This window comes from Novosphingobium gossypii (genome assembly GCF_050433305.1).
Classification (GTDB): Bacteria; Pseudomonadota; Alphaproteobacteria; order Sphingomonadales; family Sphingomonadaceae; genus Novosphingobium; species Novosphingobium gossypii.
This window is the reverse complement of record NZ_JBNPXM010000007.1, coordinates 96,201-116,920: the sequence shown is the minus strand read 5'-3', so window position 1 is coordinate 116,920 and position 20,720 is coordinate 96,201. Positions and strand designations below refer to the sequence as shown.

Below are 20,720 nucleotides of genomic sequence, written 5' to 3'. Positions count from 1 at the left end.
ACTTTCAGGCCTGTCAGGGCGCACAAGAAGGGCTGAGCCATGGGCCGTCTAATCGTTATATCCAACCGCGTCAGCGTTCCCAGCGCGGCGGGGGCCGCCGGTGCGCAAGGGGGGCTTGCCGTGGCGCTGAACTCTGCGCTGCGCACTCACGGCGGCATCTGGTTCGGCTGGTCCGGGCAGGAAACGGCGGAATTCACCGGCCACCTCGACATGCAGCGCAACGATGGCGTCACCACCGCCACCATCGACCTCGAACCGCAGGACATCGACGAATACTATAACGGCTATGCCAACCGCACGCTGTGGCCGCTGTTTCACTATCGCATCGACCTGACCGAGTATGACCGCAATTTCGGCGAGGGCTACGAACGGGTGAACGAACGGTTCGCCGATTCGGTTTTCCCGCTGATCGAACCGGACGACATCGTGTGGATTCACGACTACCACCTGCTGCCGCTTGCCTCCATCCTGCGGGGCAAGGGGGTGCAGAACCGCATCGGCCTGTTCGTGCACACGCCGTGGCCGCCGACGCGCCTGCTGGCCTCGCTGCCGTTCCATGACCGGCTGGTCGCCTCGATGCTGCAGCACGACGTCATCGGCTTCCAGACGACCGAATGGCTGGAGAGCTTCCTGCACTATGTCCAGAAGGAGATGGGCCTGAAGGTCGGGCTGGACAACACGATCGAGTACGAAGGCCGCCGCATCGTCGCCCGCGCCTTCCCGATCGGCATCGACTATCCCGAATTTTCCGAAGCCGTCGCCAGCCCCGCCGCCGCCGAAGCGCACGACCGGCTGAAGGCCAGCGTGCGCGGTCGCAAGATCCTGATCGGGGTGGACCGGCTGGACTATTCCAAGGGGCTGGGCGAACGCTTCGAAAGCTTCGCGCGGTTCCTGTCCGACCATCCCGAGCGCACCGGCAACGTGGTTCTGCTGCAGATTGCCCCGCCCAGCCGTGGCGACGTGGCCAGCTACCAGCAGATCCGCGAGGATCTGGAACGCAAGACCGGCCACATCAACGGCGCCCATGCCGACGTGGACTTCGTGCCGATCCGCTACGTCAACCGGGGCTACCCGCGCAACCAGCTTGCCGGGTTCTACCGCGCGGCGGACGTCGCGCTGGTGACCCCGCTGCGCGACGGGATGAACCTGGTGGCGAAGGAATACATCGCCGCACAGGACCCGGAAGACCCCGGCGTGCTGGTGCTGTCGCAGTTCGCCGGCGCGGCGCTGCGCCTGAAGGACGCGCTACTGGTCAACCCGCATTCGGTGGAACAGGTCGCCGAGACCATCCAGCGCGCTCTCGACATGCCACTGGACGAACGCCGGCGTCGCCATGCCAAGCTGCTGGCCGCCGTTCGCGACGAAGACGTCAGCCACTGGCTCGACCAGTTTCTCAGGACGCTGGAAGACGAGGACGGTCCGGTGGAAGCCGCCCCTGAACCTGCCACGCAGCCCACTACGGAGCCTGCCTGCTCCTGAACCGTCGCGCGCGGGCCGCTAGCGTTGCGGCCCGCCTGCGGCCTGCTCCGCCTCGATGATCTCGTGCTCGGGGAAGATCTGCCGTCCGGTCAGCGTCTTGTTGAGGGTGATCGTCTTCATCGCCGGATTCGCCAGCACGCTGATGGCCGACATGTAGGAACTGGATCGCACGATGACTGGACTGCGCGCCAGCAGGAAGATGTTGACCAGCGATTCCACCGCCTTGTCCCGTGCCGACATGGCCGAGAAATGGCGGGGCGTATCGTCCGGCAGCACCGACAGGTCGTAGCTGGAGAAGGTGTGCTGCGGGTAGCGCGTGGTCAGCACCCGGCGGAACGCATTGTCGTCCGTGGCGAGGAAAACGTCCTTGCCCCGCGTCCCGTCCAGGAACCCGCCGATGTGCTGCAGTGCCCGGTCCATGTCGGGCGTCCCGGATTCCAGCACCTTGTCGGTTCCCCGGAAATGGATGCTGAGATCGAACGAGGAGCGGCCCTGCAGAACCTTATCGACCTGCTCGACGATGGCGGGGGCCGGGTTGAAGTGCGTCGCGAACAGCTGCGCTGCACGGTCCAGCGGCATGTGCAGGGGCGCTCCGTGGCGTAGCGCCCACATGTAGCTCTTGCCCGAAAGCGGGCGCGAACGGACTTGCGTCGGACGCCCGGTGAAATAGTCGGCCAGCACGTCCGACGATCCCGGCGAGAGGTAGAGGGAGTTGGTCGAGACGATTTCCGGCTTCAGGCCCGCCCGGTCAGCCATTTCGTGGAACAGCAGCGCTTTGGCGATCAGGGCGCCCATGCCCATGCGGGGGTGGACGTCGATGCACAGCGCATCGCCCATCTTCCCCCGGCGGGCAATATAGGATGGCAGTCCGGCAATCGCCGTCAATTCCCGCACCGGCTCACTGGTCATGGTGCGAATGACGAACGGATATGCCGGCCCGAGAACACGCCGGGCTAAAGACCCCATCGGATTTTCCCTGTTTCGAAAATCGCGCGGATGCATGAATGGCGCGGCCATCCTGTTACGCGAAAATACGGTTTCAACCTGAACCCCTTAGCATGGCCAGCGAAGCGGTAAATTGATTCCGGACCATAAACACTCCACAACGGACTGAACTAGCGATATGTGCGCGGCCCGGCCACGCGATCAGGTCGAACGGATACGAATGAGCGGGGAATTGCGATGACCACTGTCGACGTGCCTGTGGGCGGAGCGGACCCGACACTCCGGTCGATCGCCGTTGACATGGCGAAGAAAGCCGGGATCCGCCTGCTCCATCTGGATGCGTGTAAGGGGATCCTGATCACCCTGGTGCTGTTCGGGCATTCCATCCAGTATTTTTCGTATGCAAGCAGCGGCCAGTTCTGGTCCGATCCGGTGTTCAAGTTCATCTACATGTTCCACATGCCGCTGTTCGCGGCATACAGCGGGTACTTCTCACCCGGTCGTGCGGTGATCCGGCAGGACGTGATGAAGCGGATCGTCACCCTGATTCTGCCGATGATCGTATGGGTGGTGATCGCCTGGTGCATCCACGCGGCGATCACGGCGGACCTAAGCCGGGCGCCGCTGACCGCTCTTAAAGAGATATTGGTCAGCCGCTACTGGTTCATCTGGGCGATCTTCTTCTCGCTGGCCGCCTGCTATCTGTGCGAAAGCGTCCTGCGACGGCCAAGGCTTGGCTATGCCGCCATTTTCCTGGTGCTGCTGCTGCAAGGCACCGCGTCGGACAGCATCGCCAAGTTCGGCTTCATCTTCCCCTACTTCGTCGCCGGACGGCTGCTGCGCACCGAGCCTGCCCTTGCGGCCTTCGCCAGCGCCAACAGGGGGGTACTATTTGCGCTAGGCGCAGTGGGCACGGCGATCGCCTATCGGTACTGGACTCACGATACCTACATCTACAACAACCACCTGCAGACGATGGCCGCTCCCGGCCAGATCGCCCTGATGCTGGCAGGATCGGCATGCGCCACCGTCTTTGCCGCCATCGGCATCGACTGGATCGCCCGGCGCGTGGTGAACACCTCGCCGGGGCGGATGCTTCAGCGGATCGGCGTCGTGACCATGGAAATTTATCTGGTCCAAAGCATCTTCTTTGCCGAAGCACCCCGCCTTGCCCGGCCGTTCCTGGGGCCGGACGCGCCGGCGCTGGGCACGAGGCTGGCCCTGGCCGTCGCCGTCTGCGCGCTGTCGCTTGTCCTTATCATGGCCGTGATCGCGCTTACCCGGCGCTCGGCGGTGGTCGGCAGGGCGCTATGGGGCCGCTGAGGCTTCAGGCGGCGGCGGTTTTTACGCCGTCCGCCTTGTCGACCCGCAGGATGAGTACGGCCATCAGCACGATCTCCGACACGGCCATCGGCAGGATCGCCCCCGGAAGCCCCAGATACCTCGGCGCATAGGCAATTGCGGCGACCACGAACGGCAGCATCACCACGTTGTATACGAACAGTTCCCGATACCGGCCCATCGCCTGGTAAAGGGAAGTGAAGATGCTGCGCGCCGTCGTGGCCGCGGCAAACAGCAGCCAGACCGATACCAGCTGCGCCAGATGCGGGAATTTCGGCGGCACGAACGGGGCCAGCACGGTGGTTCCCAGCATGAGGCAGCCTAGGCTGGCGACCACCCCGCCCAGCAGGCACAGCAGTGCCGGGCGGCGCGCTCCGGCCAGCGCGGCAGCTATGCCTTCTCCCGCAAGGCGGCGGCTGGCGTTGACCTGGGCCAACCGGATCAGTCCCGAAGTCACGATCAGGATCGGCATGATCGCCATGCGCGCGGCGGAGACTTCGCCCACCGCGCCGATGTCCAGATTGATCGCGATCAGAGTCAGGTAGAAACTGTTCTGCAGCCAGATCGCGATCGCGCCGGGCAGCGACCATGTCGTCATCCCGCGGATTTCCCGCTGCGTCTCGGCAGGAATGCGCGCTTTCGTGGTCAGGCTGACCCAGACGTAGCGCGATACCGCCAGCAGCGATGCCGCCGCCAGCGCGGCGAGGCCCAGCACCGCGTCGATCCGCCGGAACACGATGAACATTCCCAGCAAAATCGCCGCGATAGCCGCTGCGAAAATCATCGACAACACCGCTGCCCGGACCAACTGCAACTGCGCCAGAAGTACGCTGCGCAACGCGTCGCGAAACGACACCCCCACCAGCCCGACCGCCGCGGCCACCGCGACGGACGCGGGGATTCCCGCAAACCACGCCAGCACTAGCCCCAGCAGCCCCACCACCAGCGACGCCATCATCTGGAACCGCAGGACGGCCTCACCGATATGACGGCGCTGCTCATCGCCCTCCATCCGGCCCAGCAGGGTCACCAGCGGCGCTCCGAACAGTGCCGACAGCAGCACCTGCCCCATGAGGACATAGGAATAGCCCAGGCTGTACGATCCGAACGCCTGCTTGTCCGCGGTAAGCAGCACTGCCCCCTGCAGCAGGAACATCGCCCCGCTGGAAATGACGGGATCGAGCGCGCTCGTCAGGGCGCGGCCCATGCCGGTGTCGAGCTTTCGGCGCAGGGCCGCAATGGTCACGTCGGTTAGTCCTTGTCCTGCCTGTACGGCACGTGCCGCCATGGCTTCATTTCGGCGGGCGCGCCAGCTGGCGGTAGGGGGTGGGGATGCCGCGACTGCCGGTCTGCATGGCGTTTGCCCCCTTGTCGGTCGCCGCGGTCGATGCGCGCAGGGCCCAGCGCAGCGCATTGCCATGCAGCGCGCGCACTTCGACGTTGGCCCGTTCGTCGGTGATGACGCCGTACCCGATCGCTTCGACCCACGTGGCACCGATCGACCCGTAACTGGCCCCCTTGACCATCACCGCAGCCAGATTGGGGAACGGATTGGGCGCCCGATCGCGGCTTTCGCTGTAGATCGTCTGGATATCGAACCCGGCGACACTGATCAGCAGGACACCGATCCCGCAGTATTCGGCCTGGATGACGCCGGCGGCCACGGCCTTGCCACGGTGCAGGCACACCCCCACCGTCTGGCGCATGACGGCATAGGTCCAGTCCTCTCCGGGCTGCTTGCTCGCCACGAAGCGGGTGTCGCGGCACAGGGCATCCCCCCAGTTGGGCGGCACGGCCCAGCCGGTCTTCCCGTCCTTCGAGCGCAGCACCACCCATCCGAAAAGCGGTGCCGCTTCGCCCGCTCCGGCGCCGGACCATGTCACCAGGTCCGACCCCGCGGCGAAATTCCGGCGGACTTCGACGCCTTGCGCCGGCACCCGCCCGCCGCCGTCTCCGCCGCCGTTGGTCATGACGATCAGGCCGAAGCGCCATGCGCTTTCGCCATTGCGCGCAGCCCCCTCGACGCCGCCCACGACGATGCCGGCGGTCCTGAAATGCTGGCCGTATATGCGGTCGTAGGACAGCCCCAGCGGATGCTCCCAGGCCGTGCCGAAATTGATGAAGGTATCGGCGGACTGCAGCATCACCGTGTCCAGGATGGCAAACCCTGCCCCGCCGACCTCGTCGCTGCCGATCAGATGGCAGCCTTCGCGGCCATTGCCCGCCAGGCGGATGCCGCGAATGTCGTAGGACCCCGATGGTTTCAGAAGGTATCCGCGAAAGCCGGGGGCAGCCTTCAGCGTCGATGCCGCGTTGCCATGGATCCCGGCTCCGCGGATGAGCAGCGGCTGTTTCGCCTGCGGCTGGAGACTGGCACCGATGATGTACGTCGCGCCCGGTCGCGGAGCCACGACCCGTCCCGTCGCGATGGCCGCCTGCCATGCCGAGGTGTCGTCATGCCGCCCGTCGCCGACCGCGCCGAAATCTTCGGGCCTCACGTCTGCGCCAGCACCCGGCCCCGTCTTGCCGGGCGCAGCCGCCCCGGCCGGCTGCGACAGCGCCGCCGCCCCCGCCATTCCCAGCAAGCCGGTGGCACCCGCCGCGATCAGAGCGCGGCGTTCCAGGTTGAATTGTGCATCGTTGCGCGGCAAGTTTCGCTCCTTGTCAGCAATGTCCCTGCGCGCGGGTGTCCACTTGGGATCGTGACCAGGGGATGTACGTAGCGGACTTTCGCGTCCACCCGGTGCCCGCGTCAGGCTTTCAGTCTCCAGAAACGCAGCAGATGGCGGTATGGGGTCACGAAATGCAGCAGCCAGTTCCGTCCGGAATGGCGCCGCGTGAAATACAGCCAGTCTCTGAACGGCAGTCCGTGATGCGTGTTGACCTTGCGCCACTGCTGCTGGACGGACAGCTTCGGCGCGCCGTATCCGCGCTGGGACTTGGCGGCGTTCGCCTCGCAATAGCCGACGGTTCCGGGCAGGAGCATCACCGGTATCCCGGCCTGTGTCGCCCGCAGCCCGTAATCCACGTCGCCCAGGTTGTGGAAGAAGTAGGGGTCGTTGAGGCCGATCCTGCCGACCGCGCTCTTGCTGACGAGCACCACGTTGCCGTTGAAGGTGGAGATCGGCACCAGTCCGCTTTCCTTCGGATAGGCCCGGCTCATGCGAAACGCCACGCGCGAATTGCCCATGTGCAGGCCGCCGTAGCTGATCTCGCCATCGGTGCCGCGGGTGCTGCCGACGAGGATGAAGCCTTTGTCGCCATCGACCCGGGTCATCTCGTTCCAGCCGTCGGCGATCTTGTCGAATGCGTCGTCGTCCAGCCAGCTGTCGTCGTTCAGCCACAGGAATGCGTCTACGTCCGCATCGCGCACGGCGCTCCACAACCGGTGCAGTCCGCCATTCCAGAAGGCGTTGCCATCGCCCTTGACGATCCGCACGTCGGGATAGGCGGCGCTCACCGCCTCCGGGGTGCCATCGGTGGATGCATCGTCGAACACGGCGATCGATGCGCGCACGGGTGCCTTCTGCCGCTTGATCCGCTCGATCGCGGCCAGCGTCGTGTCCCGGCGATTGCGGCACACCAGCAGGGCCATGATCGACAATTGCGGCTCGGTATTCATTGACTGGGGTCTTTCCGTCACAGGAAATCAGGAAATGGGATAAAGCATGTAGTGGATCAGATCGCCGCCGAAATCGAACGGAGAGCGATCGAGCCTGAACTGCACATAGCAAAGCCCAAGGAACAGCATCGGTATACCCGCAACGATATTGTCCATGCTTCGCGGCAGGTATCTGAGGAGGCATACGGCGATGACGACCAGCGCCAGCGACCGCACGAAGTCGATGTAGAAATACATGCGCAGCGCTGCCAGCGGGATGGTCATCATGAACGCCATCGCCGCGGCGAACAGCAGGAACGACAGCACCAGTTCCCTGGCCTGCGGACCCGCCGGGCGCAGGAAGGTCGTCACCAGGACCAGCCCGCCAAAGATGACCGCATCGAGCAGGAAGATGACGATGGACACCGAACCGTCGTTCTTCTGCCCGATGGCCACGATCTCGCTGTGCGAGACGTAGTATCCCAGCAAGGCGGCCACCATCAGTGCGCCCAGGATCGCGAACCGGCGGGCCAGCGGATAGCGCTTGAGGTTCAGGGTGATGAACGGCGGCGTATAGAGCACCAGAAGCAGCAGCGCGGCGGACTGGTGCGTGGTTACCGCCAGCAGCGCCAGCACGCCGGCCGCGACGTACTGCCGCGACCGCAGGAATGAATAGCCCAGGATGCCGAACGATGCCGCCAGTTCCTGCCGGATCAGGTGCGTGGTCAGTGTGAAGTTCATGGCAAGCAGCACGCAGGCCATCAGGATCAGCGCGCTGGGCAGGCGGCCGGCAGACCTGAAGATGTCCTTGCCCACGCGGTAGGTCGCCCAGCCGATCATGCTATAGTTGAGCGCCGTCAATACCGCCGCAAGGGCGGCAATGCTCCCCCCGGACAGCACCGCGACGGCCTTTGCAATGGCGTAGTAGGTGGGCTCGTTCCACTTGATGGTGATCCAGCCCATGCGCGCGCCGATGTAGCTGGACAGGCTCATATGCTCGAGCCGGCGATAGTGCTCGGTGTACCAGACCCAGTCGCCCATCATGCCCTTGTTCATGTCCATCATGCTGAACATGACGATGAACACCAGCAACAGCAGCAGGTACTCGCGCCGAACCCGTTTCGGGTCGGCAAGGGAAAGGAGCACGATCCCCAACACAAGCGCTAAGAACATTTAAAGGACGACCTTGTGCCTATCAGACCGCCAAGGCCTTCAGAATGCCGTTGGCAAAATTATCCGCCATCCGCTCGATCGAATAACGGTCCGCCATTTCCCGTGCCGCTATGCCGATCTGGCCCAGCCGAACAGGATCGTGCAGCAGATCAGCCACTTCGCGCGCATAGGCAAGCGGATTTTCCCAGTCTTCGACAACCAATCCGCTGATGCCGGGCTGGAGATAGGCGATTTCCGGGCTGTGCCACGGATATGCCGTGGTGGCGACGGGCAGACCGACGACACCGGCATCCAGAATCGCCAGACCCATCAGGCCGGGCATCATGAAAACGTGGCCCAGCATCATCAGTTCCACCTTGTCCTGCCCGAACCGCGGCCCCAGCACGTGCACCCAGGGACGATCCCGCGCCAGATCGCTGACGAGGGACAAGTCGGACCCGCCGCCGACCACGAGCAGTTCGAAATCGGGCACGCTTTCGCGTATGCGGTCCGCCGCCTCGATCAGGAATGTCATGCGCTTGTCGGGATAGATTCCGCCGACGAACACACCCACATGCCGCCCGACAAGCCCCAGTTCCGCGCGGCGCTGCTGCAACCGCTCGTCCGTCACCGCCGCCACCTGGGCGCGCAGTTGCGAGGTATCGACGGAGTTGTTGAACACCGTGATCCGGTCCGGCGCGAACCCGAGCGATTCGACGTGTCGCCGCGTCTCTTCGGTATAGCCGAACCAGTAGTCCACTTTGGTGGCCCAGAAGCGCTTCCATTTCTCGCCCGCGCTGTCGGGCCGACGTGACTGGAAGTTCCTGCCATGCCCCATCAGCGCCAGTTTTGGCCGAAGGCCCTTCGGCGTCATCTGATAGAGATAGTTCTGCAGGTGCTTGTTCTCTTGACCCAGTATGACGAGATCTGCACCTCGCGCGGCGGCAAACACCGGATGGAACTGCATCTTCACCGACTTTATGCGCCACCGTTTTTGCGGAATCCTGGTCGCCCAGTCTGGCTCCACGGTGTCGTTCTTGGATGCTTCCGCTTCATCGGGTTCGCCATAAATGATGTCGTACCGGATGCCGGCTTCCTCCAACCGCGCCCGGAGAAGTTCATGGAACTTCAACCGATAGTGCGTGATGATCGAGGTCAGGAATACGACTCGGCGCTGCCTGGACTTCACGATCCGGCTCCTTCCTGAAATTGCGTCCTGACACCTTCTGTCATGTCGGACCTGATGAGGGCGAAGCACGACACGGTCACTGCACCATGACCTGCCGATAGACACTCTCCAGCGCGGCCAGGCTGGCCGCCGGAGACAGCGCCGACTGGTAATGCGCCCTGGCATTGCGGCCCATCTGCTTAAGGTGCGCGGGCTGTGACGCGGCCTTTCGCACCGTACGCGCCAGATCGTCGGGATCGCCTGCTGTGAAGTGGCAGCCGGTCACGCCATCCTCGACGATCTCCTTCAGGGCACCGATGCGCGATGCGATGACGGGGGTGCCGCAGGCCATCGCCTCCACCACCGTCATCGGATACATCTCGTACCATACCGAAGGCACCACCAGCATGGCCGCGCGGCGCATTTCCTCCTGCACGAAGCGGCTGTCGCGAAATCCCAGGAACCGCACCTCCGGCCCCGCGATCGCTTCCAGCGCAGCCCGGTCCGGTCCGTCGCCGATGATGGTCAGCGACAGGCCCATGCCGCGCCAGGCCTTGACAAGAACGTCCACGCCCTTTTCAGCACTCAGCCGTCCGACGAACAGGGCGCCGGTGCGCAGCGGAGCATCGCCGGTCCCAGCCGGCTGGGGGTCTACCGCGAAATTGGGCTTGACCACGATCCTGTCGGCAGGAAGCCCGGCGGCGATGAACTTTTCCCGCGCGAACTGCGTCAGCGCGAGGAAACGCGACACCTTGCCGTGCCACGTGCCGCGCCGCTGGTGCCGCCAGATCAGCCCGGCCACGGCGGCGGAACCGATCATCGACCCGCGATAGCAGCGATGGCGGATCGCCGGCAGCGGCGCGCGCCCGACACAATCCTCGCACGGGGCCTCATCCCGTAGCAGGATGGCGTTGGCGCAGGTCACGCGAAAATTATGCAGGGTCCAGACTACCGGCACCCCGGCGGCGTGACATGCATCGAACACGGCCGGGCTAAGCCGGGGGAAGGTGTTGTGAACATGTACCACGTCCGGCCGGAACGCGGCGATGGCGTCGGCGGCCAGTGCGCGCCCGGCTCGGTTATAACTTGCCGACAACGCCGTCTTCAGTTGGGATACCCGGGAGGAGATCCCATCGTTCGATACGGTAAGGGTCTCTACCTGATGGCCGGCATCGCGGAGCAGTTCCGTCTCGCTGGCAAAGACCGTGTCCTCGCCGCCGGCCTGCTGGTAAGCATTATGTACCGTCAATATGCGCAGACGGCCTGAGCCGCTGTCATCGTTCATGTTTCAGGCCTCGCGCCGAATGGCTCGATATGCCATCTTGGCCACGAACTTCGGGGCCATGACAAGGTAGCGACGCCACAGGCGGCGCGGCTCGCTGACAAGGCGGTGGAGCCACTCGAAGCCCGACTTGTGCATCCACACCGGCGCGCGCTTGACGTCGCCGGCGTAGAAATCGAACGCGGCGCCGATGCCCACCAGCGTCGCACCGGGGATGCGGCCCACATGGTCGCGCATCCAGTATTCCTGCTTGGGCGTCGACAGGCCGACCCAGACGATGTCGGGCCGGGCAGCGGAAATCTCCGCAACCGCCTGCTCGTCTTCTTCAGCCGTCAGTGCCCGGAACGGCGGCGTGCCGGTTCCCACCACCTTCAGGCGGGGATAGCGCTTCACCAGTTCCTCTGCCATCCGCTCGGCCACGCCCGGCTTGCCGCCGTAGAAGTAGTGGCGCGCCCCGTTCGCTTCAGATGCCTCGCAAAGCGCCGCGACGAGATCCGCGCCGCAGACCCTGCTCACGCCCTTGTAGCCGCGCGCCTTCAGCGCCCAAACCAGCGGCATCCCGTCCGGCGTGATCAGGCCTGCGCCGTGATGGATGTCCATCAGCGCCTCGTCCTCCTGCGCGCGCATCACGCCATGGACGTCGCGCACGCAGATGTAGTGGGCGCTGCGGTTCCTGATCCAGCCGAAGATCGTTCGGACAGCCGCATCCATGTTCACCGTGCTGACAGGCACGTCGAGGATCCTGGTGGCAGGAACCCCGGCGGCGGTACGGACCGCGCTCGCATCACGCTTGGTGCTGGCAGGGTAGGATACGAGGGCGGAAGTCATCTAATCATCCCATGCATTTGACTGTGCCCATGTCCAGCACCAGACCGGCACGATGCCGCTTTTTCAGGGTCAGGCGGCAGGCTGCGGGACCGCCGCGCCGTTTTCGAGATACCAGGCGTAGGTTTCGCGGATCCCCTCGGCCAGTTCGACGCGCGGCTTCCAGCCCATTGCCCGAAGGCGACCGGAGTCCATCAGCTTGCGCATCGTGCCGTCCGGCTTGTCGGCATCGAACACGATCTCACCCTTGTACCCGGTGACCTCGGCGATCATCGCGGCAAGCTGGGCGATGCTGACATCGTCGCCGAACCCGACGTTGATGTGGCTCAGCATGGCTTCGGTGTTCGCCTGGTACGTGTCCGCGTCCAGATCGAAGACGAACAGCGATGCTTCGGCCATGTCGTCGACGTGCAGGAATTCGCGGCGCGGCGTGCCGGTGCCCCAGATCGCGACCTGGCTCGCGCCCGCCTGCACCGCTTCGTGGAAGCGACGGATCAGCGCGGGCATCACGTGCGAGTTGGTCGGGTGGAAGTTGTCGCCCGGCCCGTAAAGATTGGTGGGCATGACGCTGCGGTAATCGGTGCCGTACTGCCGGTTGTAGCTTTCGCACAGCTTGATCCCGGCGATCTTGGCGATCGCATAAGGCTCGTTGGTGGGCTCAAGGATGCCCGTCAGCAGCGCATCTTCGCGCATGGGCTGGGCCACTTCGCGCGGGTAGATGCACGACGAACCCAGGAACAGCAGCTTCTGGATGCCGGCGGAATAGGCCGCATGCACCACGTTGCATTCGATCATCAGGTTTTCGTAGATGAACTCTGCCGGGTAGGTGTTGTTGGCATGGATGCCGCCCACCTTGGCCGCCGCCAGCACCACACCGTCAAGCTGTTCCGCCGCGAAGAAATCACGGACGGCCTTTTGATCGGTCAGGTCCAGTTCGGCATGGGTGCGGCAGACCACCTCCACGCCGCGCTCACGCAGCTTGCGGGCGATGGCCCCGCCGACCATCCCGCGATGTCCTGCGACGAATATCCGCATTGTCTCAGCCCTCTCAGGATTCGATCGAAACCGGCAGCTCGTAGCCGTGCGCCTTGAGCAGGGCATGGCGCTTGGCGGTGTGGAGGTCTTCGGCGATCATCTCGGCGCACATTTCCTGCACGGTGATCTCCGGCACCCAGCCTAGGCGCTCCTTCGCCTTGGTCGGGTCGCCCAGCAGGGTTTCGACTTCGGCCGGACGGAAATAGCGCGGGTCGATACGGACGATCACATCGCCGACTTCGACCGAAGGCGCATCGTCGCCGGTCACCGCCTCGACGATGCCCACTTCGTCCACGCCTTCGCCTTCGAAGCGCAGCGTCACGCCCAGCTCCTTCGCGGACCAGCTGATGAATTCACGCACCGAATACTGCACCCCGGTGGCGATCACGAAGTCTTCCGGCTGATCCTGCTGCAGCATCATCCACTGCATGCGGACGTAGTCCTTGGCATGGCCCCAGTCGCGCAGGGAATCGATGTTGCCCATATAGAGGCAGTTTTCCAGCCCCTGCGCGATGTTGGCCAGACCGCGGGTGATCTTGCGGGTCACGAAAGTCTCGCCGCGGCGCGGGCTCTCGTGGTTGAACAGGACGCCGTTGCAGGCATACATGCCATAGGCTTCGCGGTAGTTCACCGTGATCCAGTACGCGTAGAGCTTGGCGACGGCGTAAGGCGAGCGCGGGTAGAACGGCGTCGTCTCGCGCTGGGGCGTTTCCTGCACCAGACCATAGAGTTCCGAGGTCGAGGCCTGGTAGAACTTCGTCTTCTTTTCCAGACCCAGGAAACGGATCGCTTCCAGCAGGCGCAGCGTACCGGTGGCGTCGACGTCGGCCGTGTATTCGGGCGCCTCGAAGCTGACGGCGACGTGGCTCTGCGCGCCAAGGTTGTAGATCTCGTCCGGCTGCACTTCACGGATGATGCGCGTCAGGTTGGACGTGTCCGTCAGGTCGCCGTAGTGCAGCTTGAGGTCCGGCTTGGCCGAATGCGGATCCTGATAGATATGGTCGATGCGCTGCGTGTTGAACGACGACGCACGGCGCTTGATGCCGTGGACCTCGTAGCCCTTTTCCAGCAGGAATTCCGCCAGATAGGAGCCATCCTGACCGGTGATGCCGGTGATGAGCGCGATCTTCTTGTCAGCCATAACTACTCCTGATGCCGCTTTCTGTTTCCATCCGCGGCGGTGCCTGTCAGCACCGCAGCACTGCTGCGCTGCGCGGCCATACCGCGCAAATGCAGCCATCGAATTTCACTCAATTTCGGGCTGCCCAAACAGGGCCAGCCCATATGCCACCCTGTCGTCCCGTCAATCCGCGCCGAAAAGATCGCGCGTGAACAGCTTGTCCTGCACGTCCTCGATGTCGGGCGTGATCCGGTTGGCCAGGATCACGCTGCTGCGCCGCTTGAAATCCTCCAGATCACTGAGCACTTCGGAGCCGTAGAAATGGCTCTCCTTCAGCGCCGGCTCGAACACGATGACCTCGATGCCCTTGGCCTTGAGGCGCTTCATGATCCCCTGGATCGAGGACTGCCGGAAATTGTCGGACCCCGCCTTCATGACAAGGCGATGGACGCCGACCGTCCGGGGCTTCTTCGCGATGATGACGTCGGCAAGGAAGTCCTTGCGCGTGCGGTTGGCATCGACGATCGCGCGGATGAGGTTCTGCGGAACATCGGAATAGTTCGCCAGCAGCTGCTTGGTGTCCTTGGGCAGGCAGTAGCCGCCGTAACCGAAGCTGGGGTTGTTGTAATGACGCCCGATGCGCGGATCCAGGCTCACGCCGTTGATGATCTGCCGGCTGTCCATCCCACCTGCGATGGCATAGCTGTCCAGTTCGTTGAAGAACGCGACGCGCATGGCGAGATAGGTATTGGCGAAAAGCTTGATCGCCTCCGCTTCGCGCGCGTTGGTGAAGAGGACTTCGACGTCCTTGTTCAGCGAGGCATCCAGCAGCAGGTTGGCGAAGATCCGCGCCCGTTCGGACTGCTCGCCGACGATGATCCGCGACGGATAGAGATTGTCGTGGAGGGCCTTGCCCTCGCGCAGGAATTCGGGACTGAAGATGACCTGCTCGGTCCCCAGCCGCTGCCGGACGTCGTCGACGAAGCCGACCGGGATGGTCGATTTGACCACCACCGTCGCATCCGGGTTGATGGCGATGGCCTGCCTGATGACGGCTTCGACCGAGGACGTATCGAACTTGTTGGTATCGACATCGTAATTGGTGGGCGTGGCGACCACGACATAGTCGGCGCCCTGCAGCGCCTCTGCGGCATCCAGCGTCGCCTTCAGCTTCAGCGTCTTGCCGCCCAGATACTCTTCAAGCTCGGCGTCGATGATCGGAGAGCGACCGGCATTGACCTGGTCCACCCTCTCTCCCGAGACGTCTACCGCAACGACATCGTTGCGTTGAGCAAGCAGCACCGCATTGGACAGACCTACGTAACCCAAGCCAAAAACGGCTATCTTCATCTCAGGAACACTCACGCTAAATTGTCTACGCGTAACCACATCGAGCTTTTTTCCCCCGTTCGCCTTCGCCCCGTCACACAGGTAAACCCATGTTAGTGTTACGAAAGACGATGCCTCCGCGTGCCGCCAGCGTCTATGCTGCAGGCGCACAATAAGCTTATGCAGCGAAAAGTGCGACAAAAAAGTAGGTAAAAATCACCAGTAAGAAAGCGGCAACTCGTCCCATAATTGGCGCGTTTCGACACAGCCGAAACGCTGCAACGCAGTGCAAACGATTTGGTTCGAGACATCGGATCACGCTTGATCCTTTTACACTACAGACATGCTCGTGGCGCATCAGGACGCAGCGGCTGGGCAAGCGCGGCGGGCGCCTGGCTCATGCCCAACGACCTTGAATGGTGACTTCTCAACGCCTTGCCCGCGCTATCCCGCGGCCCCTACTCTACCGCCGCGGCTGCATCGCCGCCCTTGAACCCCTTGGCAATCACGTACCATTCGGACGAATCCTTTCGGCTGGCAGGGGGCTTGGCGTGCTTGACGCTGGTGAAGTGCTTTTTCAGCAGGGCCAGCAGCTGCGTGTCGGTGCCGCCGGCCAGCACTTTGGCGACGAAAGTGCCGCCCGGCGCGAGGTACTGGATGGCAAAGTCCGCTGCGGTCTCGACCAGGCCCATGGTGCGCAGGTGATCGGTCTGCTTGTGGCCGACCGTGTTCGCCGCCATGTCCGACAGGACCAGGTCGGGCGCGCCTTCCAGCGCTCCGTCGAGTGCCGCCGGGGCTTCGTCCGCCATGAAGTCCATCTCGAAGATGGTCACGCCCTCAATGGGGTCGGTGGGAAGCAGGTCGATGCCGACGATCTTTGCCTTGGGTCGCTTGAGACGCAGCACCTGGCTCCACCCGCCGGGCGCGATGCCGAGATCGACGGCGCGTTCGACGTTCCGGAACAGGTCGAATTTCTCGTCCAGTTCAAGCAGCTTGTACGCCGCGCGGCTGCGGTAGCCGTCGGCCTTGGCCTTCTTCACGTAAGGATCGTTCAACTGGCGCGTCAGCCACCGCGCCGAACTGGTGGAGCGCTTCTTCGCGGTCTTCAGCCGCTCGCCCGGATCACGGCCCGAGCGGCTCATCGCGCGCCTGCTGCGTTGCGGAGGGTATCGGTCATGGTCTTGGTTCCCGTGGGTCTGTGCGAGGCGATGAGGCTGCGAAGGATGCCTTCGCGGATGCCGCGGTCCGCCACGCCGAGGCGTGCGGCGGGCCAGAGGTCGAGGATCGCCTCAAGGATGGCGCATCCGGCGACGACGAGGTCGGCCCGCTCACGCCCGATGCAGGCAAGTTCGCGCCGGTCCTCGATCGCCATCGAGGACAGCCGCGAACTGATCCCGCGCATCGATTCGGCGGGCACGATCAGGCCGTCCACCATGCGCCGGTCGTACTGGGGTAATTCCAGGTGCAGGCTGGCGAGCGTGGTGACCGTGCCGCTGGTGCCCAGCAGGCGCAGCGGGCCGTCCTGCCCGGCGCTTTCGCGCGCCGGCGCGACCCGCTTGGAAAAGGCCGCGAAGCTTTCGGCGACCAGACTGTGCATGTGGCGATAGCGGGCAAGCCGTTCATCCTGCGTCGCGCCTTCAGGTCCGCAGCTTTCGGTCAGCGAGACGACGCCCCACGGCACGCTTTGCCAGTCGAGGATGCGCGGCACGGTGCCGGTGCTTTCGATCAAGACCAGTTCGGTCGATCCGCCGCCGATGTCGAAGATCATCGCCGGGCCGAAGCCGTCCTCCAGCAGGACGTGGCAGCCCAGCACCGCCAGCCGCGCCTCTTCGCGCGCCGAGATGATGTCCAGCGCGATGCCGGTTTCCTGCCGCACCCGCTCGATGAATTCGGGGCCGTTGGCGGCACGGCGGCAAGCCTCCGTCGCGACCGAGCGGGCGAGGTACACGTTGCGGCGCATCAGCTTGTCGGCGCAGACCCGCAGTGCCGATAGCGTGCGCTCCATCGCCGCATCGGACAGGCGGCCTGACTGGGCGATCCCTTCCCCCAGCCGCACGACGCGACTGAAGGCGTCGATCACCGTGAAGTTCTCCCCCGAAGGGCGCGCGATCAGCAGGCGACAGTTGTTGGTGCCCAGATCGATGGCGGCATAAGCCTGCCGCCCCGAAGGCTGACCCGACAGCACCGCCGCGTGTGAAGGCGCCCTGTAAGGCGCCTTCGGGACCGGCGCCGTGTCGGGCGGCACGGCCTGCTTTTCTGCGCGCGGCGCCCTGCCTGTTTCTGTCCGGTTGCCTTCCTCGGTTCTGGCGCCGCTGCCTTGCGGGCGCGCCTTTCCCTTGGGTTGCGTGCCGGGCGGCTGGGAGCGCTTCGCCTTGCTCCTGCGCCCCTTGCGCCGCCGCGCCGGACGATCCGGCGCATCGGCTGTTCCCGACACTTCGACTTTGGCAACCGGCGGATCGTGGTCCGCCATAAATTCGATACTCGTTCAAATGTCTTCCCGCCGATCGGGCGGGCACCTGACGCCGATGCTAACGCCCTACGCGCGAACCGGCAAGGGGCGCACAAATTGATGCACCAAAGGTGCTTGACCCGAATCAGAACCCCTCCTAAAGGGCGCCCTCCGGTTGCCCTCAGGGGCCGCCCGATGCCCCGTCGTCTAATGGTAAGACTACGGATTCTGATTCCGTCTATCGAGGTTCGAATCCTCGCGGGGCATCCAAATTTCTCTCCTTTGACAGCCAATCTGCCCGCTGTGGCAACAGCTTGCCCCGAACATAGCTATGCTGGCTGCCATCACCATCTTCGGCATCGACGACCCGCGTGAGCATTTGCCTTTCGGCCATATTTGCTGGTCGGCGCCGGGTGGTTGGGCTCTGTCTCGCTTCGAGAACTGCAATGCTGGCTTGGATTTCTATCAGACCCCAAGCCAATCTACATCGGCCTCGCGATGCACGAGCGGCTACAAAACCAGTTTATGGATCATGTCGAAGCGCAGAAGCACAGTGGGCAATTGGTGGAAAACCATTCGCTCCCATGCCGGCAACTCGCTGCTCGGCGGTAGGCAAGCTGGAAAGGCCATGGCCCGGCCTTTGAGCCGGTTCCGGGGCCCTGGCCCTCACCCCTTGGTGACGGCAGGCATGCCGTCCTTGGGGCCGGTCGTGCCCTCGTCGCGATGGGGGTTGGCGACGGCGGCGGCGATCAGGCGATCGTGTTCAACGGCTTCGATGCGTTCCCAGCCAGCGCGGCCCAGGCGTTCCATGGGGCGGTAGCGCACCTTGTACTGCATGCGCGCCGAACCTTCGACCCAGTAGCCGAGGTAGACGTAGCCCAGACCCATATCGACCGCGCGGCGAACGTGGTCGAGGATGATGTAGTTGCCCAGCCCCTGCCGCTCGCTTTCGGGATCGTAGAACGAATAGATCATCGACAGCCCGTCGCACTGACGGTCAGTGAGGCAGGCGCCGATCAGGCGACCCGGCACCACGCCGTCGCGCGAGGGTTCGCGGTATTCGATGACGTAGCTGGTGACGGGGGTGTGTTCCACCATGTCTGCGAAATCGACTTCGTCCATGGTGGTCATGCCGCCTTCGGGGTGGCGGGCGGAAAGATAGCGCTGGAGCAGTTCGAACTGTTCGCTGGTGGACCAGGGGCGGCACACCGTGGCGACAAGGTCGGCATGCGCGTCCATCGTGCGCTTCTGCGTGCGCGAGGCGCGGAATTCCGAAGCGACCACCCGCACGGACACGCAGGCGTTGCAGTCTATGCAGGACGGGCGATAGGCGACGGTCTGGCTGCGGCGAAAACCAATGCGGCCCAGTGCGTCATTCAGCGAATCGGCGTGCGGCCCCTTCAGTTCGGTGAAAACCTTGCGCTCGCTCCGCCCCGGCAGATAGGGACACGGCGCCGGGCTCGTCACGAAAAAGCGCGGAAATCGAACGGGAGCCGTCACCGAAAATGGTCTTCCTCTAGCTTTATTGCCGGCCCGAAGTCCGTCTGCTGGCCCAAATATGCCTATGGCGGCAGCCTCTTGCGAGTCATTTAACCACAAAAACCGACCAGTCCGCAGCCAAATCGCGCCGGACTGGTGGCATCCGTGGGTTCCCGTGCCAATTCGGGGCGGCGCCGGGCGGCAACCGTTAACCCGGCAGCACAGCGATCAAGGCCGCGCGTATCAGTCCGTCTCGACCATGCGCACTTCGTAGCCTTCGCGCCGCAGCCCCGCGACCAGCGCCTCAAGCTGCGCCCTGTCGCGTGCCTCGCACTCGATCTCCGTCACCAGGCCCTTGGCGGGCAGGTGGGTGAAGATGCGCTGATGGAAGACTTCGATGATGTTGACGTTGTGTTCGTGGAACACCTTGGCCACCTTGAACAGAGCGCCCGCGCGGTCCTGCAGGCCGATGCGCAGGCGCGCCAGGCGGCCCGAGCGGGCAAGGTCGCGCAGCAGCACGTTGGCGAGCAGCCGGGTATCGATGTTGCCGCCCGACAGCACCATGCCGATCTTGCGGTCGGCGAACAGTTCGGGGTTGTTGAGCACGGCGGCAAGGCCGGTGGCGCCCGCACCCTCGACCAGCGTCTTCTCGATCTGCAGCAGCAGCGCCAGTGCGCTTTCGATCTGCGATTCCGTCACCAGCAGGAATTCGTCCAGCAGGCCGCGCAGCACTTTCTGCGTCATCAGGCCGGGCGCAATGACGGCGATGCCTTCTGCCAGGGTATCCCCGCCGATCGGCAGGCTGGTGCCCTTGAGCACATTGTACATCGAGGGGTAGAGTTGCGCCTCCACGCCGATCAGGCGGATGTCCGGGCGAATGTCGCGCGCCACGGTGCCCATGCCCGAAGACAGCCCGCCCCCGCCCACCGGCAGAACCAGCGTGTCCAGTTCGGGAACGTCCTGCAGCATTTCGAGCGCCACGGTGCCCTGCCCGGCGGCGACGTGCGGGTCGTCGAACGGGTGGACGAACGTCAGGCCCAGCTGCGCCTCCAGCTTGAGCGCGTGGGCATAGGCTTCGTCGAAGCTCTCGCCTTCCAGCACCACTGTGCCGCCGACGCTCTCGGTCTGCATGACTTTCACGGTCGGCGTGGTGCGCGGCATCACGATGGTGACGGGCACGCCCAGCCGGGTGCCGTGATAGCTCAGGCCCTGCGCATGGTTGCCGGCGGACGCCGCGATGACGCCGCGCGCCTTCTGCTCGTCGGTCAGCAGCAGCAGGGCGTTGAGCGCGCCGCGTTCCTTGTAGGCGGCGGTGAACTGAAGGTTCTCGAACTTGAGCCAGATGTCGGCGCCGGTGATGGCGCTGAGCGTGGCGCTGTACGCGGTCGGCGTGCGCACGACCTTGCCCGCAATTCGCTCCGCCGCCGCGCGAACGTCGGCTGCGGTCAGGGGCGCGTCGTCCAGCGCACCGGGAGCGATATTGAGCAAAGTCTGGTCCATAGACCCGCGCGCCTA

At 64.4% G+C, this 20,720-nt stretch carries 17 protein-coding genes and 1 tRNA gene; 3 read left to right on the top strand and 15 right to left on the bottom strand.

Annotated elements, in window-relative coordinates:
* The first annotated feature begins 39 nt into the window (after positions 1-39).
* On the top strand, positions 40-1,479 hold the full coding sequence (otsA, locus tag GGR40_RS14280) for an alpha,alpha-trehalose-phosphate synthase (UDP-forming) (protein WP_429276920.1): 1,440 nt from the start codon (positions 40-42) through the stop codon (positions 1,477-1,479).
* Between the two features lie 18 nt (positions 1,480-1,497).
* On the opposite strand, the gene GGR40_RS14275 is transcribed toward otsA, so the two are convergent.
* Positions 1,498-2,388 (bottom strand): hypothetical protein, encoded by an 891-nt coding sequence (locus GGR40_RS14275; protein WP_429276919.1) that lies wholly within the window; start codon positions 2,386-2,388, stop codon positions 1,498-1,500.
* 273 nt (positions 2,389-2,661) lie between these two features.
* Between GGR40_RS14275 and GGR40_RS14270 the strand changes: the two genes are divergently transcribed.
* Positions 2,662-3,747, top strand: a complete 1,086-nt coding sequence (locus tag GGR40_RS14270) for an acyltransferase family protein (RefSeq protein ID WP_429276918.1) — start codon at positions 2,662-2,664, stop codon at positions 3,745-3,747.
* A gap of 4 nt (positions 3,748-3,751) precedes the next feature.
* Here the strand turns inward: GGR40_RS14270 and GGR40_RS14265 are convergent, their stop codons facing one another.
* The 12 genes from GGR40_RS14265 to GGR40_RS14210 form a co-directional block, all read right to left on the bottom strand.
* Positions 3,752-5,011 carry a lipopolysaccharide biosynthesis protein gene (locus GGR40_RS14265; RefSeq protein ID WP_429276917.1) on the bottom strand — a complete coding sequence of 420 codons (1,260 nt, stop codon included), beginning with the start codon at positions 5,009-5,011 and terminating at the stop codon, positions 3,752-3,754.
* Positions 5,012-5,057: 46 nt separating this feature from the next.
* Entirely contained in the window at positions 5,058-6,416 is a 1,359-nt protein-coding gene (locus GGR40_RS14260; RefSeq protein WP_429276916.1) for a hypothetical protein, read from the bottom strand.
* Between the two features lie 101 nt (positions 6,417-6,517).
* The gene (locus GGR40_RS14255; protein ID WP_429276915.1) at positions 6,518-7,387 is read right to left on the bottom strand and encodes a glycosyltransferase family 2 protein; all 870 of its coding nucleotides are present in this window, start codon (positions 7,385-7,387) and stop codon (positions 6,518-6,520) included.
* A gap of 27 nt (positions 7,388-7,414) precedes the next feature.
* Positions 7,415-8,539 carry an EpsG family protein gene (locus GGR40_RS14250; protein ID WP_429276914.1) on the bottom strand — a complete coding sequence of 375 codons (1,125 nt, stop codon included), beginning with the start codon at positions 8,537-8,539 and terminating at the stop codon, positions 7,415-7,417.
* A 22-nt stretch (positions 8,540-8,561) separates the two neighbouring features.
* A complete protein-coding gene (locus GGR40_RS14245; RefSeq protein ID WP_429276913.1) occupies positions 8,562-9,707 on the bottom strand; it encodes a glycosyltransferase family 4 protein in 1,146 nt (381 codons plus the stop codon).
* 76 nt (positions 9,708-9,783) lie between these two features.
* Positions 9,784-10,971 (bottom strand): glycosyltransferase, encoded by a 1,188-nt coding sequence (locus tag GGR40_RS14240; RefSeq protein ID WP_429276912.1) that lies wholly within the window; start codon positions 10,969-10,971, stop codon positions 9,784-9,786.
* Positions 10,972-10,974: 3 nt separating this feature from the next.
* Positions 10,975-11,796, bottom strand: coding sequence for a WecB/TagA/CpsF family glycosyltransferase (locus GGR40_RS14235; RefSeq protein WP_429276911.1), 822 nt, complete (start codon positions 11,794-11,796; stop codon positions 10,975-10,977).
* Between the two features lie 69 nt (positions 11,797-11,865).
* Positions 11,866-12,828 (bottom strand): GDP-L-fucose synthase, encoded by a 963-nt coding sequence (gene fcl, locus GGR40_RS14230; RefSeq protein WP_429276910.1) that lies wholly within the window; start codon positions 12,826-12,828, stop codon positions 11,866-11,868.
* A gap of 13 nt (positions 12,829-12,841) precedes the next feature.
* Complete coding sequence (gmd, locus tag GGR40_RS14225) at positions 12,842-13,969, bottom strand: GDP-mannose 4,6-dehydratase (RefSeq protein WP_429276909.1); 1,128 nt, start codon at positions 13,967-13,969, stop codon at positions 12,842-12,844.
* Positions 13,970-14,131: 162 nt separating this feature from the next.
* On the bottom strand, positions 14,132-15,298 hold the full coding sequence (locus GGR40_RS14220; protein WP_429276908.1) for a nucleotide sugar dehydrogenase: 1,167 nt from the start codon (positions 15,296-15,298) through the stop codon (positions 14,132-14,134).
* Between the two features lie 437 nt (positions 15,299-15,735).
* Positions 15,736-16,419, bottom strand: coding sequence for an RlmE family RNA methyltransferase (locus tag GGR40_RS14215; RefSeq protein ID WP_429276907.1), 684 nt, complete (start codon positions 16,417-16,419; stop codon positions 15,736-15,738).
* Positions 16,416-17,747: a Ppx/GppA phosphatase family protein gene (locus tag GGR40_RS14210; protein ID WP_429276906.1), complete on the bottom strand. Its 1,332-nt coding sequence runs from the start codon at positions 17,745-17,747 to the stop codon at positions 16,416-16,418. Before GGR40_RS14210 ends, GGR40_RS14215 begins: the two co-directional genes overlap by 4 nt.
* A 175-nt stretch (positions 17,748-17,922) precedes the next feature.
* Here GGR40_RS14210 and GGR40_RS14205 point away from each other — a divergent pair.
* Positions 17,923-17,996: transfer RNA gene (locus GGR40_RS14205), tRNA-Gln, on the top strand.
* A 396-nt stretch (positions 17,997-18,392) separates the two neighbouring features.
* On the opposite strand, the gene GGR40_RS14200 is transcribed toward GGR40_RS14205, so the two are convergent.
* Positions 18,393-19,226, bottom strand: a complete 834-nt coding sequence (locus GGR40_RS14200; RefSeq protein WP_429276905.1) for an arginyltransferase — start codon at positions 19,224-19,226, stop codon at positions 18,393-18,395.
* A 222-nt stretch (positions 19,227-19,448) separates the two neighbouring features.
* Positions 19,449-20,705, bottom strand: coding sequence for a threonine ammonia-lyase (locus tag GGR40_RS14195; protein WP_429276904.1), 1,257 nt, complete (start codon positions 20,703-20,705; stop codon positions 19,449-19,451).
* Positions 20,706-20,720 lie beyond the last annotated feature (15 nt).

Coding starts and splice junctions, on each gene's coding strand:
- gmd (WP_429276909.1), bottom strand. CDS start 13,969: ATGGCTGACAAGAAGATCGCGCTCATCACCGGCATCACCGGTCAGGAT.
- otsA (WP_429276920.1), top strand. CDS start 40: ATGGGCCGTCTAATCGTTATATCCAACCGCGTCAGCGTTCCCAGCGCG.
- GGR40_RS14270 (WP_429276918.1), top strand. CDS start 2,662: ATGACCACTGTCGACGTGCCTGTGGGCGGAGCGGACCCGACACTCCGG.
- GGR40_RS14220 (WP_429276908.1), bottom strand. CDS start 15,298: ATGAAGATAGCCGTTTTTGGCTTGGGTTACGTAGGTCTGTCCAATGCG.
- fcl (WP_429276910.1), bottom strand. CDS start 12,828: ATGCGGATATTCGTCGCAGGACATCGCGGGATGGTCGGCGGGGCCATC.
- GGR40_RS14210 (WP_429276906.1), bottom strand. CDS start 17,747: ATGGCGGACCACGATCCGCCGGTTGCCAAAGTCGAAGTGTCGGGAACA.
- GGR40_RS14250 (WP_429276914.1), bottom strand. CDS start 8,539: ATGTTCTTAGCGCTTGTGTTGGGGATCGTGCTCCTTTCCCTTGCCGAC.
- GGR40_RS14275 (WP_429276919.1), bottom strand. CDS start 2,388: ATGACCAGTGAGCCGGTGCGGGAATTGACGGCGATTGCCGGACTGCCA.
- GGR40_RS14240 (WP_429276912.1), bottom strand. CDS start 10,971: ATGAACGATGACAGCGGCTCAGGCCGTCTGCGCATATTGACGGTACAT.
- GGR40_RS14255 (WP_429276915.1), bottom strand. CDS start 7,387: ATGAATACCGAGCCGCAATTGTCGATCATGGCCCTGCTGGTGTGCCGC.
- GGR40_RS14235 (WP_429276911.1), bottom strand. CDS start 11,796: ATGACTTCCGCCCTCGTATCCTACCCTGCCAGCACCAAGCGTGATGCG.
- GGR40_RS14215 (WP_429276907.1), bottom strand. CDS start 16,419: ATGAGCCGCTCGGGCCGTGATCCGGGCGAGCGGCTGAAGACCGCGAAG.
- GGR40_RS14195 (WP_429276904.1), bottom strand. CDS start 20,705: ATGGACCAGACTTTGCTCAATATCGCTCCCGGTGCGCTGGACGACGCG.